Raw genomic sequence first — 15,957 nt, 5'->3', positions numbered from 1 at the left:
TAGTTAAACCTTGAGATTAGGGCAAATAAATTGATCGTCTTTTACAGGTGTATCCGTCCATTCTTGCAGGGTTTCGGTTAATTGTTGACGCAATAAAAGCAATTGTTCCACCTGTTGATCGATCTCAGCAATATGTTTAATTAATTTTTCCTGAATATCTCCACAGGGTAACTCACCCTGGTCATGAATTACCAAACATTCGCGGATCTGTTGCAGACTCAAACCCAAAGATTGCAATCTTTTGACAAACAGCAAGCGATGGACAGTATTGGGAGTAAATAGGCGAAATTGTCCCTCTGTCCTCTCAGGGGACTGAATTAGTCCTAATTCCTCGTAATAACGGATTGTTTTAATCGAAACACCACTTTCTAGGGAAAGTTGACCGATTCTGAGCATTATTTTTGCTCCTTAATCCTATCGTTACCCTATTATAAAATCTCCCCCTGACTGGAGAATCAAGGGGGGGGAAAGAAATATTTTTTTAACTGACTTTACACTCAACTCCAAAACCGACCAAGAGAACTTTTTCCAAGGGTTCCCCCTCCTGGGGACGTTGATAGTTAATAATTTTGCGAATTCGCAGGTCTGGATTGATTAAAGTAATTGAATCCACGGAAACACTGCGAGTATAATTGGTGGTCATTAATAACTCTCTTGTAGTGGAATCAAAGCGAAAAGCGGAGATAATTGGTCTTGCTTCTTCGTAGGCGCGATCACGAAGATAATCCCCTTCTAAATAACCGTTATTTTCTGCTTTAACCACAAATAAAAGATTAAGATTTTGTCGCACTTCTTCCCCTTTTTCCGAGATGGTATAGAAACCTAAATTAAACCCGGGGATACTTTCTAAATCCGCAATATCAGGATAGTTATTATCTGTCAGAACTTTCTGTTTAATCTCCCTAGTCAGGGGTTGAATGAGGAATTCAGTACGGGAACGTTCCACTTCTTTATCGGCTAGATAATGATAGGTTCTTTCCGTTTGCCAACTACCGACACAATAGGCAAAAAATTGCTGAAAAACTTCGGTATTCATAGACTTAATTCTCCTCTTGTCAGTATTTTAATTTTGAGTTATTTTATCAGTAACTTGTTCCCGATTTTCAAAACCATAACAATCTCGAACCAGATAAAGTGGTCGGCCCTTTACTTCCTCATAAACCCTGCCAATATATTCGCCAATAATACCAAGAGTCAGTAATTGAATTCCTCCTAAAAATAAGATAGCAACCATCAGAGAAGCGTACCCGGGTACATCGATTCCTAAAATAATAGTCCTGAGCATTAAAAAACTAGCATAAACAAGACTAACAAGTGCAATGATAAATCCTACATAGGTCTAGACTTTCAGAGGTAAAAAACTAAAAGAGGTAATACCATCGATGGCAAAATTCCATAATTTCCAGTAATTCCATTTAGTTTGTCCTTGATACCGAGGTTCTCGATCGAATAAAATTGATGTCTGTTTATATCCCACCCAAGCAAATATTCCTTTCATAAATCTTTGACGTTCGGGCATCTTTTTAATTGATTCTACCACTCGGCGATCAATCAAGCGAAAATCTCCCGTATTAGGGGGAATAGGAACCCGACTTAATTTATTAATGACTTGATAGAAACCTTCTGCTGTAAAACGTTTCAACCAACTTTCGCCAATTCTAACCCGACGGGACGCATAAACCACATCATAACCCTGCTGCCATTTTTCGATCATTTCGGCAATTAATTCGGGGGGATCTTGTAAATCAGCATCAATAGGAATTACTGCCATCCCTTGACTGTAATCAATTCCTGCTGACATGGCAATATCTTTACCAAAATTACGGGATAAATTAACCACTTTAATTTGTGGGTAACGTTGATGATATTCCACGAGATTTTTGAGAGTATTGTCACGACTACCATCATTGACGCAAACGACCTCATAACTGGTATTTATTGTCTCTAAAACCGCTAAAAGTCGCCCAAAGAGAGCATCGATATTTTCTTCTTCGTTATACAGAGGAACAACAACAGATATTTTCACCGGTATTTGATTTGATAGCATATTAATTTACAAAAAAATTAGAGAAATTTTCTAACAAATGTCAGCAATCAAAACTTGTTCGTACTTAGCTGCCGCTTGCTGCCAAGTATAATTATCTTCGATTAATTTGCGAGCATTTCTAGATAATTTTTCTCGTAACTCTGCCGATTCAAAAAGACTACTAATCGCCGTACAATATTCCTCAATACTATTAGCCCTTAAGGCTGCTAAAGGAACATTATTTCCTTCCACTGTTAACCCTTCTAAACCTCGATCGCTGGCTACCACCGGCACTCCCGCAGCCATAGATTCTAGGGTTTTAAACTTCATTCCAAAACCCGTTCTTAGGGGAATAACTGCCACAGTTGCCTGATGAAGATAGGTGGTCATTGATGGTACTCGTCCCGTCACAATCACTCCTTTTAACTTAGTTAATTCTTGCACTTCTAGGGATGGATTAGCACCGACTAGAGTTAAAGTAGTATCGGGGTAAGTAATTTGAAGACGAGGTAAAATTTCCCTAGCTAAAAAACAGGCCGCATCGATATTAACCCAATAATCTAACCCACCGATAAAAACTAAATTATGTCCAGCAGGCTCCTCGGGACGATAAGGAAATAAATCTAAATCGACTGCATTAGGAATTAAATAAATCTCTTTCTTAGGAGCGAATTCTCGCATTTGTTTTTGATCATCATCGGTGGTGACGACAGTTTTTGAGAATTTCTGCACAGTTTTTTGTTCGTAGCGACGCAGGAGAGGAAGGTAGAGACGATCCCGTAATTCTTGACTAGAAACCCCAATTTCTAATTGACTTTTGCAGGTTTGATAGAGGGAACTATGCACATCAATTACTGTCCTAATTTGCTGTTGCCATTGGGGACGAATATAAATTTCATTAACACTATGTTCGCTGGTAATGACTGAGAATTTTTGACTCTTAACTGCCCTATCTATCCAGTTCTGCATCTCTTGAGAATAGCCAAAAAGTACATTGGGAGGGGTTCCCGTTTTCAGGAATTGAGCTAATCTTTGCAGTTTAGCAATTATTCCAGTTTTGGCATCTTGAGGACGGGGAAAAACTACCAATTCACTAACAAAGTTACCTAACTTTTCTACCTCCTCATCGCTGACATCAGCAGTACGCTGAACGATGAGAGTAATATCATGATTTTTGCTGAGATATTTGAGTAAATTAAAAGTTCTGCCCTGAGTTCCTCCTTTGCTGGGTGGATAGGGAAAGGTGGAACTAATCATTAAGATATTCATGGCTATTTCTCTAAACGATTTTCTACCATCATGCGGACAATATCAGTCATTTTGTATTGTGCTTGCCAACCTAATTTTTCCTTAGCTTTGTTGGGATTGCCGCGACTAATGGCTAAATCTGTTGGTCTTAATAAACTTCGATCGGAAATTACATGATCTTGCCAATTTAAGCCCACAGTAGCAAAAGCTGTGGCCACAAAATCCTCCAGTTTTGAACTTTCTCCCGTGGCAATGACGTAATCATCGGGTTGCTCCGGTTGCAGCATTAAATACATCGCTTCAACGTACTCCGGCGCCCAACCCCAATCCCTTTGAATATCCATATTTCCTAAGTGTAAAGTCTCGGGACTTCCTTGGGCAATTCTAGCCACGGCAGCAATAATTTTTTGGGTAACAAAGCGCTCGGGACGCAGGGGAGATTCATGATTGAAAAGTATGCCTGAACAGGCAAAAATTCCGTAGGCTTCTCGATAATTAGCCACTTCCCAAAAAGCCGCCGATTTGGCCACAGCGTAGGGACTGCGAGGACGAAAAGGGGTATTTTCGTCGGCAGAATTATCGCCGATATCCCCGAAACATTCACTTGATCCTGCATTATATAATTTAATTTTTGCTCCGGTAAATCGAATTGCTTCTAAGAGATTTAAGGTTCCCGTGGCAATACTTTCTAAGGTTTCCACTGGCTGCTCGAAGGATAAACCCACAGAACTTTGTCCAGCCAAATTATAGACCTCATCGGGCTGAATTTTAATCAACACCTGTAGGACACTGCGAAAGTCATTCAGTGCCATTGATTCTAGTTTTACCTGTTCCTTGATTCCCAAACGTTTCAGATTACTAAAAGAGGACATTTGGGCATCCCGGGAGGTGCCACAAACTGTATAGCCGGCTTTTAACAGTAATTCGGCGAGGTAGGCTCCATCCTGCCCCGATATACCACAAATTAACGCTTTTTTACTCATTTATTTACAATAATTTACTTTTGCGGGTTTAACATCGCCTTGGCGGCCTCGCTTAAATAACCGATTTGTCCGTAGGCATAGAGAAGATTATCAAAGCTTTTAGCGGGATCATTGATAAATTTGACATATTTAACCAATCCTCTCACCAAACGCTCACCTCCTCGCCTAAATTGAGCCAATCCCGTCCTTCCTGCCACTTCTTCCCGGTAGTGTTCGCTGATGCCTTGCCACCAACTACGACGCATAAACCATTGACGATTGATTCTTTCCGGGGCAACATTGTGTTCCACCAATGCTGCGGGAAAATAGCCTACTTGCCATCCCTGGGCGAGTGCTAGTTCTGTAGTGTATAATTCCTCGTTAGATAGAAGTTTTTTGCCAATTCTTCCCAAATTAGGGTCAAAACCGCCAATCTTCTCCAAGAAATCTCGCCGGATTGAGTAATTAACCCCTCGCGGAGTTAAATCCGCTTGGCTGATATATACCACATTGTCGCCCAAATCGAAAGCCCCTAAACCCGCTGCTAACTCATCGGATAACCAATTGGGTTGACTGTAGCCTTGCGGCCAAATTAAGGTGACTTTTCCCCCAGCTACTGCCAGTTTTTGGTTATTTTCGTAGGCATTTAACAGAATTTGCAACCATTGAGGACTAGCGATCGCATCGTCATCCAAATAGGCTAAAATCGGCGCTCTAGTTTCCTTCGCCCCGCGATTTCTGGCGGTAGATAGCCCTAAAATAGGTTCGTAAACGTATTTTAGCCGCCCATCTCCCAGACGCGACTGGGCCACTTGACGGGTTTTATCGGTAGATGCGTTATCAACCACTAAAATCTCACAATCTGGGCAGGTTTGCCCTAAAAGACTATCGATCGCTCCTTCTAGGTAGTGATCGCGGTTGTGGGTACAGATAATCCCTGCTATTTTAGGAGCCATGGCTATCAAGGTTACTCATTCAATACCCTAAAACTTAACATTCCTTTGCAAAAATGTAAAAATACTTTTTTAACCTGGAGACAGGAGACAGGAGACTCCGAGACTCCGAGATTGCTTTTTACTTATAGCGTTTCTCGTAAAGATGAAGTATAACCTAATTTGGTATTGACGACCGACTCCCCAAAAGGAAAACTTCCTATCTCACCATGAAGATAACTGCTATAACACTCTCCACTCGACCAATCTAAAACCTAATTTGTTAAGCTAAAAGCTTTGATGTACTTAGTTTATAACCTTCTTTTTAGGTAGGAGAATTGCCAGATACTGTCTTTTGCCTTTTGCCTGTTGCCTCTTGCCTTCAGAAGCTGATTACTGATTACTGATTACTGATTACTGAAAATATTATGCCGAAAGTAACTGTTTGTATTCCCACCTATAACCGCGCCGATTATCTCAGCTATTCGATTAATAGTGTCTTGCGGCAGACTTATGAAGATTTTGAGTTAATTGTTTGTGATGATGGTTCTTCTGATCATACCCCAGAAGTGGTGGCAGCATTTCGGGATTCGAGAATAATTTATCTGCGTCATCCCCAAAATCTTGGTAGAAGTTTAAATATGCGATCGGGTTTTACGGCTGCTCGGGGAGAATATTTTATTAAATTCGATGATGATGATGGACTAACTCCTGAATTTTTAGCGAAAACTGTCCCTATTTTAGATCAAGAAAAAAAGGTTGATTTTGTCTGTACCGATCACTGGATTATTGATAAATTTGGACAAAAAGTTGCCTCAGCAACCCAGGAAAATTCAGCAAAATGGGGCAAAGACAGATTACAACAAGGGATTATTACTGATTTAGAGAGACAAACTTTTTACTATCAAAGTTTACAGGTGGGTTCGACTCTTTTTCGTTATCAATCTTTAGCCGATGTGGATTATATGCGCTCTCAAGCGGATGGTTGTGAAGATTTTGATTTATTAGTGCGTTTAGCTTTAGCGGGAAAACAAGCTTATTTTCTGCCAGAATTATTAATGGAATATCGTTTCCATGGCGGTCAAACTAGCTTAAAACAAGCGGTTCACTTTTTGCAAGCAAAACTGTTTTGTACAGAAAGTTATCACTTTAATGATGTAAAATTAGAAGAAGAAAGAGTAAAAAAAGCGGCTTTTTTACAGGAATCTTTGGGAATAAAATTAATTGAAAAGGGAGAAACCGAACCCGGGCGATTTTTAATAGAAAAAGCCTCGCAATTGTTAGGAAAATCCCGACGAGCTAGACTGGGTTTACTGCTTTCCTATTTACCTCTAAATTTGAGACAACTGGCTTTTCAAGGTTTTCGTCAACTACGCTCCAAAGATTACGCCGAACAGGTAAGAGCCGTCTAAACTATAATTTATAGCAGTTATCCTAATGGTCGGGTAGGAAGTTTTCATTTTGGCAAGTCGGTCGTCGATACCAAATTAGGTTACACTTCATCTTTGTGGCAAAAGCCACCAGTTTTTTAATTTAACTATCTATGGATACTATTCACGTTAGAGGAATTCGTGCCTACGGTTACACAGGATATCTGGCCGAAGAACAGGTTTTAGGTCAATGGTTTGAGGTAGATTTATCCCTAGAACTTGATATCAGCATTGCTGGCAAAAGTGACGCGATTGAAGATACCCTAGATTATCGACAGGCGATCAAAATTGTCAAACACCAGATTGAAACCGGCAAATTTGCCCTAGTGGAAAAATTGGCCACGGTTATCGCTGAGGATATCCTACAACTCGATCGAGTGCGACAGGTAAGAGTACAATTATCGAAACCTGCCGCCCCAATTCCCCATTTCACCGGTAAAATCACCATCGATATTACTAGATCTCGTTGAGTTTACGGGTATGATCGACTAAACTTCGCGCAAAAGCGTCAAAACGTTGGGAAAGCTTCTCGTCAAGGATTTCTCCTTCTTCGTTGAAGACTTTCCACGCTTGTCCTAAGCTAATTTGTTCGGGAATTACCCAAGCGTGAACCCAACGGAGAATGATTCTTAAGTCATTTAGGGCGTTACTATTGGATTGGCCGCCTAAAACACTGATTAATCCAGCAACCTTTCCCGATAACTCCTCAAAACTCATTAAATCTAGGGCATTCTTCATCACACCACTGACACTGCCATGATACTCCGGTGTCGCCAAAATTAATCCCGCTGCCGATTTAACCGTTTGCTGCATTTTGGCCACATCGGGATAGTCAGAATAGTCATCTCCCCCGTTACAGAAGGGTAAAGAGAGTTTTCTCAGGTCAATTATCTCTGTTTCTACTCCTAACGCCTGTACTCGACTGATAGCAACTTCTAACGCCATCGCACTATAGGATCCTGGGCGTAAACTGCCATTAATACCAACAATTTTGATCATAGAACTTATACAAACTCATAACGACTACATATAAGCTAACAAAAAAAGAGACAATTGGGGAAGCTTAGTTAAAAAAATATGTCGATGGGGCGGAGGGGGCGATCGATCTAAGTTTTAATGGGAGTAGAAAGAAAGATTTATTCCATTTCCCCTGATTGCCATGCCAGAATTTCTCGATTTTCTCAAACATAAATACGCCTATGTGGCTATTGGTGAATTCAAACCGGGGTGTTTTTCCGAAGCCCAAAAACTCTACGAAAAGGCCGTTTCCACCTATTCCACGGGATTCCAGGGGGCTTTTCTGCTGCAAAAACCCGGAACCGACGAAGGAATTGCCGTGATCATCTGGGATAAAATCGATGATATGGAGGCAAATAAAAGCGAAGCCCACGAATTATTGCTGAAATCCATGGCTCCTCTGTTTGCGAAACCGCCTGTCACCGATTTTTATGAAGTATGTAGCGAGATAGAAGGTTCCCCCATTTAGGGATAATGTTTCTTTTCGGTGGCGATTAATTTGGCGGCTAAAACCCCGCCTAGGAAACCAAATAAATGTCCTTGCCAAGAAATCCCCGGACGGGAAGGCAAAACGCCCCAAATTGTGCCACCGTAGAGTAAAAAGACTAAAATTGACAAGAGTATAGAAGGAATATTTCTTTGGAAATAGCCCCGCAGTAATAAAAAACCTAAATAGCCAAAAATCAAGATACTTGCCCCGATATGAATGGATCCGGGAGCAGCAAATAACCAGACTCCTAACCCCCCCACCAGCATAGTCAACCCAGTCACAATAAAAAAGTCACTGGTTTCCTGTAACATCACCAACCAACCGAGAATCAGGAAAGGAACCGTATTAGCGATAAGATGGGGAAAGTCACCGTGTAGGAAAGGTGCGAAAAGAATACCCCGCAATCCGATGACTTGATGCGGAATAATCCCGAAAATGTCTAAACTGCCCCGAAAAACAAATTGATCTAAAATCTCTAACAGCCAAAAAATCGCCACAAAGGTAGCGAGGATTATTGCTTGGGTTTTTATTTCTTGCCGAGATCCTTGACTCATAGGATTGATGGATGAGCTATTTTTTCCCATTATAGCCCCCCACATCAGTTATCAGTTATCAGTTATCAGTTATCAGTTATCAGTTAAGTAGTCGGACATAAGTTTTCGCTGCTGTATAAAGTTTTGTAAATAGGGTAGAAGGCTGTGTGCAGCAGCGAAAACCGCCTATTTTACATTCCTTAACATAGTGTTGTTTATTTATGTCCGACTACTTATCAGTGATTCAGTTATCAGGTGTGAGTTTTCAGTTTACTGTTTACTGTTTACTGTTTACTGCGGGACAAAGAGGGGCTAATTGACAGGAAAAACAAGCGGGATTTCTTGCTTTACAAACTGCCCGGCCGTGGTAAATAATACTAATAGAAAAAGTTTCCCAATCCGGTTGAGGTAGTAAAGCCATTAAATCCCGTTCAATTTTCACCGGATCGTTATTAGTAGTTAAACCCAAACGATTACTTAAGCGCTTAACGTGGGTATCTACTGTCACCCCCTCAATAATCCCGTAAGCGTGAGCGAGTACCACATTAGCCGTTTTTCTAGCTACCCCGGGTAAAGTTAATAATTCCCCCATTGTCTTGGGTACTTCCCCCTGAAAATCCTTGAGGATTTTTTGACAAGCACCCTGAATATTTTTAGCTTTATTGCGATAGAATCCCGTGGAACGAATGAGAGTTTCTAACTCCTCTCGCTCGGCAAAAGCTAAGGATTTAGCATCGGGAAAACGAGCGAATAAAGCAGGAGTCACCTTATTTACCCGCTCATCAGTGCATTGTGCCGAGAGAATCACTGCCACCAATAACTGCACGGGAGTTTGATAATTTAAGCTACAGGTTGCCTCTGGATATAATCGCTTTAGGTTGCTTAAAATTTCTAGGGCACGCAGTTGAGGTTCAGTTTTTTTTCGAGAGTCCATCACTGGAATAAATCCTGAAAAACTGCTAGGTTAGCCGTGTCGCGCACGATTAAGAAAACTCCTAATCCTAAGAGTAAAACTAGACCTGTTTGCATGATGTTATCTTGTAGTTTAGTTGGGAGAGGTTTACCTACCAAAGCTTCGATTAATAAAAATACCAATTGACCGCCATCAAGGGCAGGTAAAGGTAGAATATTAATCACGGCTAAGTTAATACTAATTAGGGCGGCAAATTGAAAAAGATTACCCGCATCATTACGAGCGATTGCCGCTCCATATTCGACAATTTTAACCGGTCCTGCTACCTGTTGAACACTGTCTTTGAAGTTACTAACTAACTGCCCAAAACCTTGAACGGTTAATAGGGTTAATCGTTGAAATTCACCCGCACCTAAGCTAAAAGCTTGCCCAAAATTATCGGCCTTCAGGCGAGTTTCTTCACCGTTAGGAGCCAATCTAACCCCAATTTTACCCTGACCATCACTTCCCAATTCAGGAGTAACGATTAAATCGATCGTTTCTGTCGGGCGTTTGATGGTTAATTTTAGGGGTTGATCGGGGGAAGATTGAATAATGTCACGGAAGTCAATAATGGCATTTTGAGAAGCACCAAGGGGCTGATCATTGATAGCGAGAACAATATCCCCCGCTTGCATTCCCGCTTGTTTAGCGACCGAATTTTCAGCAGTGAAAACTTCAGGAATAATTACCCCTTCTTGATAGTTAATTTGGGGAAACCCCACCGTAGCGACTTGGGTAACAAGCAAAAAATAGGCAAAAATTAAATTAGCAATTACTCCCGCACTAATGACGATAGCTCGATCGAAAACCGGACGATTGCGTAATAAATCAGGATCGTTATTGGCAATTTGACTATCGGGATCGTCATCAGGAAAACCAACGTAACCCCCTAAAGGAATGGCGCGGAGGGCGTATTCCGTTTCTTTACCTTGATATTTAGCTAAAGCTGGACCAAAACCGATGGAAAAGCGATTAACATGGATAGATTGCCAACGAGCAGCGGCAAAATGACCCAATTCGTGAACGACAATTAATAGGGCAAGTACACCGATCGCTATTAAAACTGACATGATGATCAAATTATAATGACTTAGCTTTTGTTTATTGTAAGCGATCCTCTTGGATAGATTTCAAAAAATCTGGAGTTATCGCTAATTTTTCGATCATTTATGATAGAAGTGATCTTAACTGCCTAATCTGACCTAACGGAGAGCGATCGATGCCTTTGAGTGAGCGCGCCCAGCAATTAATCCCAAAAGCGAGAATCATTAGTTTCGCTAATTGGCCCTATCAGCAAGCAGCGATCGCTATTTGGCAACAAGCGGATGAGCAAACTCGCTATCTCAGCGATAGCGATTTAGATACTATCGTCAATTTAGAGCCTGATTTACTTGTTTCTAGTCAACAAGCTCGAAAACTGCGGGATAATGCTAATTTTATCGTCGATAACGCCCGTCAGACTGTCTTCAGCCAATTTCCTACCATTCTTCAACCCGGGGGCGATCTTTATCCACCCCACCGCGCCGAAGCTTGTTGGCGTGATTTCTGGAACTTTTTACGCTGTATTACCTACGGTGTCGTCGGACAACAGATTCCCTATACCAGTGCCGAGGGATTGGAAAATATGCGTCTTCTTTACCAAGAATTGCAAGTACCATTAGGGGCGATGATTTCGGGTTTAGAAGCTTTAAAAGCATACAGTTTAGCGTATTTTAGAGACCCAGAAAAAACCGCAATTACTCCCTATTTTGATCACTTAATTACGGTTATGAAAAAGTTTTAAAACTGCGGCATTTAATCTGTGTTAAAATAATAAGGCCAACGGTTGAAAATGCCGCTCACCGAGGTTAAAACCCCGTTGAAACCCTGAAATCATCGGCGCAGGTGAGCCTCTGAGGGCCAGCCAAAACCTTGAGTGATCGCCCAGCGGGTTGAGGTAGTTTATAAAATAAGGGAGATTCTATGGATGCCAAAGCGAAATTATTAGAATTGATCGCTGGTAGAAATCGTGGACTCCTGGCCACGGAAAGCGACCGCGTGCGGATTTTAGCGGCGATCGAACAATTGGAGGATCACAATCCCCATCCCCATCCCCTCGAAGTTAAACAACTATTAGGGGGCAATTGGCGTTTGCTATTCACCAGCAGCCGCAACATTCTGGGAATAGATCGCCTACCTTTTTTGCAATTAGGGCAAATTTATCAATATCTCGACCTGAACAAGGCCAAACTCTACAATATCGCCGAAATTATCGGCGTACCTTGGCTAGAAGGGGCAGTAATCGTCTCCGCTACCTTTGAACCCACATCCGAGCGTCGGGTAATGGTCAAATTTGAGCGCTCGATTTTCGGTCTGCAACGTCTTCTCAATTATCATTCTCCCCAAGAATTTATCGAAGCGATCGAGAGTGGCAAAAAATTTCCTCCCCTCGATTTTTCTTTCAATAATCGCCAACAAACAGGTTGGCTCGATATCACCTATCTCGATGAAGATCTCCGCATCGGCCGCGGCAGCGAGGGCAGCGTCTTTATTCTCGCTAAGGAAAAAACCTAACTTACAGAGCTATTCAGGAGACTCCGAGACTCCGAGACAGCTTTTATGTATTCTCCCCACCTCCCCACTACCCCACCTCCCCACTACCCCACTACCCCACTACCCCACCTCCCCACTACCCCACACCCGACACCCCACTTGCTCCCCCAGATGAATGCCCCGATCGGTTAGAATCAAAATATGGGAAAAAAATTATTTATTTTCGGGAACCTTTACTGAATTCTCCCGTCCTCAAGCTCTGAGTGAGGAGTTTATATCCTTAGAGGAAATCCCATGAGTCAATCGATTCCAGCATCTTGGTCACTTGAGGCCAAAAAGTCTCAAAACCCCGTGTCCCCTGACAAACTCTCCAACTACGATCTAATTGCACGCTGTCAGGAAGGGTGCCAGCCCGATCGAGCAGCTTTTGCGGAACTGCTGCGGCGCTATCAAGCTCATATTGATAAATTACTCTATCATTTGGCTCCCGATTGGCAAGATCGCGCTGATTTGGCTCAAGAGGTCTGGATTCGCGTCTATCGCAATATTAACCGTCTCCATGAACCCCTCAAGTTCCGCGGTTGGTTAAGTCGCATTGCCACTAATCTTTTTTACGACGAATTGCGGAAACGCAAGCGGGTTAATCACCCCATTTCCCTCGATGCTCCCCGGCGCGTGGAAGATGGCGAAATCGATTGGGATATCGAGTCCGATTACCCCAGTCCCGATGAACATCTCACCACCCACGAATTCTACGATCAATTACAGGCGGCGATCGCTGATTTACCAGAAGCTTTTCGGACAACTATTATTCTGCGAGAAATTGAAGGCATGGCCTACGAAGAAATTGCCGAGATGACGGGAGTTTCTTTAGGAACTGTTAAATCCCGCATTGCTCGCGCTCGCGCTAAATTACAATCTGTTTTACAGCCCTATTTTACGGAAGGCTAAATAAAATTGTGGTGATTCGGCACTAACGGTCGAAATGAGGAGTCGTTAAATTTAACTAGCTCCGTGCTGGTAAAAAGTGATTGTATACCGATCGCTTCTGGTCGAGGTCAACCATGAATAATTATCAACCCGAAGACGTTCAATGGATCAAGTCTTTGTTACGTCACGATGACAGCGATTGCAACTCCGCAACCGAGGATATTTTATTCTTAGATGAGGATAACGAAGAAGCTCATCGTTTCGATTTAATTAGCGCCTATATTGATAACGAAGTAACGGTAGAGGAACGGAAGCTAGTTCAGCATTGGTTAGACCATGATGCTGCCGCTAAAAAACTCTATCAGCAGCTCTTGGGATTACAAACTAATTTAAAGCAAATTCCCGTACCGGCTACTATGGCCAGCGACCGATTGGCAGAACAGGTGTTCAGAAAAGTCGATGGTCAGCGTCGTCGGCAATATTATGTTTATGGTGGCGCAATTTTCACCGCTATGGCGATCGCTGTTGGCTCCTACTTCGTCTCGGGACGCAATGATCCCCTCTCCCAAATGGCGAGCAGTCCGAGCAGTATTAGCCAAGAGGGAGACCATTTGATGATTGCTCTTAACCATCCGATTATGGAGATTCCCGCAACGGAACAGCCAAAAGAGAATGGCCAAAGGTAAGGTCTATGGAGATAAATGCCAGCATTCTCGTGCGATCGCCCAATCTTCCGCCGTAGCAATTACCATCACTCGCACTTTAGATGTCTCGCTGGCGATATCCTCATCCCGGGGACGAGCGGCATTTTTAGCTAAATCTAACTCTAAACCCAAAAAAGGCCAGCCTTGACTGGCTTTTTCCCGTACTAAAGCTGAATTTTCGCCGATTCCTGCCGTAAATACCAACACATCCAACCCCTCTAGAGAAGCGATCATCGATCCGATTAAACCTTTCAGACGATGAATATACATCTCAAATGCTAATTTTGCCCTCTCGTTGCCTTCGGCCATCGCCGTCGTAATTGCCCGCATATCCCCAGAAATACCCGAAATTCCCTTTAAACCGGATTCTTTATTGAGTAAACTATTTAAACTATCGGGATTATATTGATATTCTCGCTCTAGATAAATCAGAATCCCTGGATCGATCGAACCGCTGCGGGTTCCCATCATCAATCCCTCTAGGGGAGTAAATCCCATAGTAGTATCGATACTTTTACCCCCCTTGACTGCCGATAGGGAAGCACCATTGCCCAGATGACAGACCACCATTTTCAACGATTCTAGGGGTTTTCCCAACAATTCGGCGGCCCGTTGCGAGCAGTACTGATGACTGGTGCCATGGAAACCATAGCGACGGATTCCCAGTTCACTCCATTGGTAGGGAATGGGATAAAGAGAAGACTCAGGAGGGATAGAACGATGAAAAGCAGTGTCAAACACTGCTACTTGAGGAACATCGCCCAAAACTTGCTCGATTGCCTCAATTCCTTCTAAATGAGCGGGATTATGGCTAGGAGCAAGGGGGATCAGCTTTTTAATCGTTTCTTTGACTGGGGGAGTGATCATGGTTGCCTGGGAATATTCCGTGCCACCATGGACAACTCGATGACCGACTATACTAATGTCGGCGAGGTTGGCTACTACCTTAGTTTCGCCAGTGACTAAGGTATCTAACATCCGAGCAATTCCTGCCGGACGGTCTTGACTAGAAAGATTAATTTCCTGTTTAATTCCCTTGGCTTTTACCGTTAAAACCCCGTAATCAGGGTTAACCGTCCAATCGATCCCCGCTTGCCAAATTGGTTGCGGAGGATGGCCGGGGAGAAACTCTAAATCGTACAAACAACTTTTTTGACTGCTCGATCCCGCATTTAAGACCAGAATTTTCATAAAAAAGCTCAATTAGGAGGTGGCTTGTGCTGATCATCGAAAATTTTGGGTCTGAAACCCCGTCGTAGAACGACGGCTTTACTGTTAAATATTAGCACATTTACGAAATATATGCTAGTGTGAAAGGACATGGAAAAAGCCTATTCGTTTCGATTTTACCCCACACCCGAACAAGAGTCGCTATTGCGGCGCACATTGGGCTGTGTAAGATTAGTTTACAATAAAGCTCTCCATCTCAGAACACAAGCTTGGTACGAAAGACAAGAAAGAGTAGGATATACTGAAACTTCTTCAATGCTAACTGATTGGAAAAAACAAGAAGAATTAGAGTTTTTAAACGAAGTTAGCTGTGTACCCTTACAACAAGGGTTAAGACACCTACAAACAGCTTTTACTAATTTCCTTGCTGGTCGTACTAAGTATCCTAACTTTAAGAAAAAACATCAGGGAGGAAGTGCCGAATTTACCAAATCTGCTTTTAAATTTAAAGACAAACAAATCTATTTAGCCAAATGCACAGAACCTTTACCTATTCGATGGTCAAGACAAATACCAGAAAGCTGTGAACCAAGCACAGTAACAGTCAGATTACATCCTTCTGGACGCTGGCATATTTCAATTAGATTTGATGACCCAACGATTAAGCCTTTACCAGTAACAGATAAAGCCATCGGAATTGACTTAGGAATTAGTAGCCTTGTGATTACCAGCGATGGAGACAAGGTATCTAATCCTAAGCATTTTAAGAAACATTATCAGAGGTTGCGAAAAGCACAAAAAAATCTTTCTAGAAAACAGAAAGACTCAAAGAATCGAGAAAAAGCGAGAATCAAAGTAGCCAGAATTCACGCTCAAATCACCGATAGCAGAAAAGACCATTTACATAAGCTAACCACTCAATTAGTTCGTGAAAACCAAACGATTGTGGTTGAGAATTTAGCCGTTAAGAATATGGTCAAAAACCCGAAATTATCTCAGGCAATATCTGATGTAAGCTGGGGAGAAAT

At 42.3% G+C, this 15,957-nt stretch carries 18 protein-coding genes and 1 pseudogene; 8 read left to right on the top strand and 11 right to left on the bottom strand.

What is annotated here, in order from left to right; genetic code table 11:
• Positions 1–3 precede the first annotated feature (3 nt).
• From O9295_RS02395 to O9295_RS02370, 6 genes and pseudogenes are all read right to left on the bottom strand, one after another.
• Positions 4–396 (bottom strand): MerR family transcriptional regulator, encoded by a 393-nt coding sequence (locus O9295_RS02395; protein WP_288031391.1) that lies wholly within the window; start codon positions 394–396, stop codon positions 4–6.
• Between the two features lie 85 nt (positions 397–481).
• Positions 482–1,036 carry a phycobiliprotein lyase gene (locus O9295_RS02390; RefSeq protein ID WP_288031389.1) on the bottom strand — a complete coding sequence of 185 codons (555 nt, stop codon included), beginning with the start codon at positions 1,034–1,036 and terminating at the stop codon, positions 482–484.
• A 27-nt stretch (positions 1,037–1,063) separates the two neighbouring features.
• Positions 1,064–2,047: pseudogene (locus O9295_RS02385) on the bottom strand (glycosyltransferase family 2 protein).
• 30 nt (positions 2,048–2,077) lie between these two features.
• The gene (locus tag O9295_RS02380; RefSeq protein ID WP_288031386.1) at positions 2,078–3,295 is read right to left on the bottom strand and encodes a glycosyltransferase family 4 protein; all 1,218 of its coding nucleotides are present in this window, start codon (positions 3,293–3,295) and stop codon (positions 2,078–2,080) included.
• A gap of 2 nt (positions 3,296–3,297) precedes the next feature.
• Positions 3,298–4,257 carry a GDP-mannose 4,6-dehydratase gene (locus O9295_RS02375; protein ID WP_061432601.1) on the bottom strand — a complete coding sequence of 320 codons (960 nt, stop codon included), beginning with the start codon at positions 4,255–4,257 and terminating at the stop codon, positions 3,298–3,300.
• Between the two features lie 14 nt (positions 4,258–4,271).
• Entirely contained in the window at positions 4,272–5,192 is a 921-nt protein-coding gene (locus tag O9295_RS02370; RefSeq protein WP_288031382.1) for a glycosyltransferase family 2 protein, read from the bottom strand.
• 404 nt (positions 5,193–5,596) lie between these two features.
• Between O9295_RS02370 and O9295_RS02365 the strand changes: the two genes are divergently transcribed.
• Together O9295_RS02365 and folB are read left to right on the top strand one after the other, a co-directional pair.
• Positions 5,597–6,580 (top strand): glycosyltransferase family 2 protein, encoded by a 984-nt coding sequence (locus O9295_RS02365; protein WP_288031380.1) that lies wholly within the window; start codon positions 5,597–5,599, stop codon positions 6,578–6,580.
• Between the two features lie 131 nt (positions 6,581–6,711).
• On the top strand, positions 6,712–7,068 hold the full coding sequence (gene folB / locus O9295_RS02360) for a dihydroneopterin aldolase (protein ID WP_288031377.1): 357 nt from the start codon (positions 6,712–6,714) through the stop codon (positions 7,066–7,068).
• Here folB and O9295_RS02355 read toward each other — a convergent pair.
• Positions 7,055–7,597 (bottom strand): NADPH-dependent FMN reductase, encoded by a 543-nt coding sequence (locus tag O9295_RS02355; RefSeq protein WP_288031375.1) that lies wholly within the window; start codon positions 7,595–7,597, stop codon positions 7,055–7,057. The genes folB and O9295_RS02355 overlap by 14 nt on opposite strands.
• Before the next feature lie 160 nt (positions 7,598–7,757).
• On the opposite strand from O9295_RS02355, the gene O9295_RS02350 reads away from it, so the two are divergent.
• Positions 7,758–8,084, top strand: a complete 327-nt coding sequence (locus tag O9295_RS02350) for an antibiotic biosynthesis monooxygenase family protein (protein ID WP_002759792.1) — start codon at positions 7,758–7,760, stop codon at positions 8,082–8,084.
• Here the strand turns inward: O9295_RS02350 and O9295_RS02345 are convergent.
• The 3 genes from O9295_RS02345 to rseP all read right to left on the bottom strand — a co-directional run bounded on the left by O9295_RS02345 (position 8,081) and on the right by rseP (position 10,663).
• A complete protein-coding gene (locus O9295_RS02345; protein WP_147069969.1) occupies positions 8,081–8,689 on the bottom strand; it encodes a rhomboid family intramembrane serine protease in 609 nt (202 codons plus the stop codon). The genes O9295_RS02350 and O9295_RS02345 overlap by 4 nt on opposite strands.
• A gap of 226 nt (positions 8,690–8,915) precedes the next feature.
• Positions 8,916–9,572: an endonuclease III gene (gene nth, locus O9295_RS02340; protein ID WP_288031372.1), complete on the bottom strand. Its 657-nt coding sequence runs from the start codon at positions 9,570–9,572 to the stop codon at positions 8,916–8,918.
• Positions 9,572–10,663 (bottom strand): RIP metalloprotease RseP, encoded by a 1,092-nt coding sequence (rseP, locus tag O9295_RS02335; protein ID WP_147069965.1) that lies wholly within the window; start codon positions 10,661–10,663, stop codon positions 9,572–9,574. The genes nth and rseP overlap by 1 nt, the downstream gene beginning before the upstream one ends.
• Before the next feature lie 149 nt (positions 10,664–10,812).
• On the opposite strand from rseP, the gene O9295_RS02330 reads away from it, so the two are divergent.
• The 4 genes from O9295_RS02330 (at position 10,813) to O9295_RS02315 (ending at position 13,741) form a co-directional block, all read left to right on the top strand.
• A complete protein-coding gene (locus O9295_RS02330) occupies positions 10,813–11,376 on the top strand; it encodes a bilin-binding protein (protein WP_288031371.1) in 564 nt (187 codons plus the stop codon).
• 179 nt (positions 11,377–11,555) lie between these two features.
• The gene (locus O9295_RS02325) at positions 11,556–12,146 is read left to right on the top strand and encodes a PAP/fibrillin family protein (protein ID WP_147069961.1); all 591 of its coding nucleotides are present in this window, start codon (positions 11,556–11,558) and stop codon (positions 12,144–12,146) included.
• 273 nt (positions 12,147–12,419) lie between these two features.
• The gene (locus tag O9295_RS02320) at positions 12,420–13,076 is read left to right on the top strand and encodes a sigma-70 family RNA polymerase sigma factor (protein ID WP_002759776.1); all 657 of its coding nucleotides are present in this window, start codon (positions 12,420–12,422) and stop codon (positions 13,074–13,076) included.
• 113 nt (positions 13,077–13,189) lie between these two features.
• Entirely contained in the window at positions 13,190–13,741 is a 552-nt protein-coding gene (locus O9295_RS02315; protein WP_147072862.1) for an anti-sigma factor family protein, read from the top strand.
• A 3-nt stretch (positions 13,742–13,744) separates the two neighbouring features.
• Here O9295_RS02315 and O9295_RS02310 read toward each other — a convergent pair whose 3' ends face one another.
• The gene (locus O9295_RS02310) at positions 13,745–14,950 is read right to left on the bottom strand and encodes an acetate kinase (RefSeq protein WP_288031369.1); all 1,206 of its coding nucleotides are present in this window, start codon (positions 14,948–14,950) and stop codon (positions 13,745–13,747) included.
• A gap of 129 nt (positions 14,951–15,079) precedes the next feature.
• Between O9295_RS02310 and O9295_RS02305 the strand changes: the two genes are divergently transcribed.
• The coding region (locus tag O9295_RS02305) for an RNA-guided endonuclease InsQ/TnpB family protein (RefSeq protein ID WP_288031367.1) at positions 15,080–15,957 on the top strand (878 nt) is incomplete at its 3' end.

Source organism: Microcystis sp. LE18-22.4A (genome assembly GCF_027531105.1).
Lineage (GTDB): Bacteria > Cyanobacteriota > Cyanobacteriia > Cyanobacteriales > Microcystaceae > Microcystis > Microcystis aeruginosa.
Note: the sequence above shows the minus strand (reverse complement) of the source record. Positions and strands in the feature narration are given on the sequence as shown.

Bases quoted from the DNA above. Each gene is read 5' to 3' on its own strand.
- O9295_RS02395 (WP_288031391.1), bottom strand. From the start codon at position 396: ATGCTCAGAATCGGTCAACTTTCCCTAGAAAGTGGTGTTTCGATTAAA.
- O9295_RS02390 (WP_288031389.1), bottom strand. From the start codon at position 1,036: ATGAATACCGAAGTTTTTCAGCAATTTTTTGCCTATTGTGTCGGTAGT.
- O9295_RS02380 (WP_288031386.1), bottom strand. From the start codon at position 3,295: ATGAATATCTTAATGATTAGTTCCACCTTTCCCTATCCACCCAGCAAA.
- O9295_RS02375 (WP_061432601.1), bottom strand. From the start codon at position 4,257: ATGAGTAAAAAAGCGTTAATTTGTGGTATATCGGGGCAGGATGGAGCC.
- O9295_RS02370 (WP_288031382.1), bottom strand. From the start codon at position 5,192: ATGGCTCCTAAAATAGCAGGGATTATCTGTACCCACAACCGCGATCAC.
- O9295_RS02365 (WP_288031380.1), top strand. From the start codon at position 5,597: ATGCCGAAAGTAACTGTTTGTATTCCCACCTATAACCGCGCCGATTAT.
- folB (WP_288031377.1), top strand. From the start codon at position 6,712: ATGGATACTATTCACGTTAGAGGAATTCGTGCCTACGGTTACACAGGA.
- O9295_RS02355 (WP_288031375.1), bottom strand. From the start codon at position 7,597: ATGATCAAAATTGTTGGTATTAATGGCAGTTTACGCCCAGGATCCTAT.
- O9295_RS02350 (WP_002759792.1), top strand. From the start codon at position 7,758: ATGCCAGAATTTCTCGATTTTCTCAAACATAAATACGCCTATGTGGCT.
- O9295_RS02345 (WP_147069969.1), bottom strand. From the start codon at position 8,689: ATGGGAAAAAATAGCTCATCCATCAATCCTATGAGTCAAGGATCTCGG.
- nth (WP_288031372.1), bottom strand. From the start codon at position 9,572: ATGGACTCTCGAAAAAAAACTGAACCTCAACTGCGTGCCCTAGAAATT.
- rseP (WP_147069965.1), bottom strand. From the start codon at position 10,663: ATGTCAGTTTTAATAGCGATCGGTGTACTTGCCCTATTAATTGTCGTT.
- O9295_RS02330 (WP_288031371.1), top strand. From the start codon at position 10,813: ATGCCTTTGAGTGAGCGCGCCCAGCAATTAATCCCAAAAGCGAGAATC.
- O9295_RS02325 (WP_147069961.1), top strand. From the start codon at position 11,556: ATGGATGCCAAAGCGAAATTATTAGAATTGATCGCTGGTAGAAATCGT.
- O9295_RS02320 (WP_002759776.1), top strand. From the start codon at position 12,420: ATGAGTCAATCGATTCCAGCATCTTGGTCACTTGAGGCCAAAAAGTCT.
- O9295_RS02315 (WP_147072862.1), top strand. From the start codon at position 13,190: ATGAATAATTATCAACCCGAAGACGTTCAATGGATCAAGTCTTTGTTA.
- O9295_RS02310 (WP_288031369.1), bottom strand. From the start codon at position 14,950: ATGAAAATTCTGGTCTTAAATGCGGGATCGAGCAGTCAAAAAAGTTGT.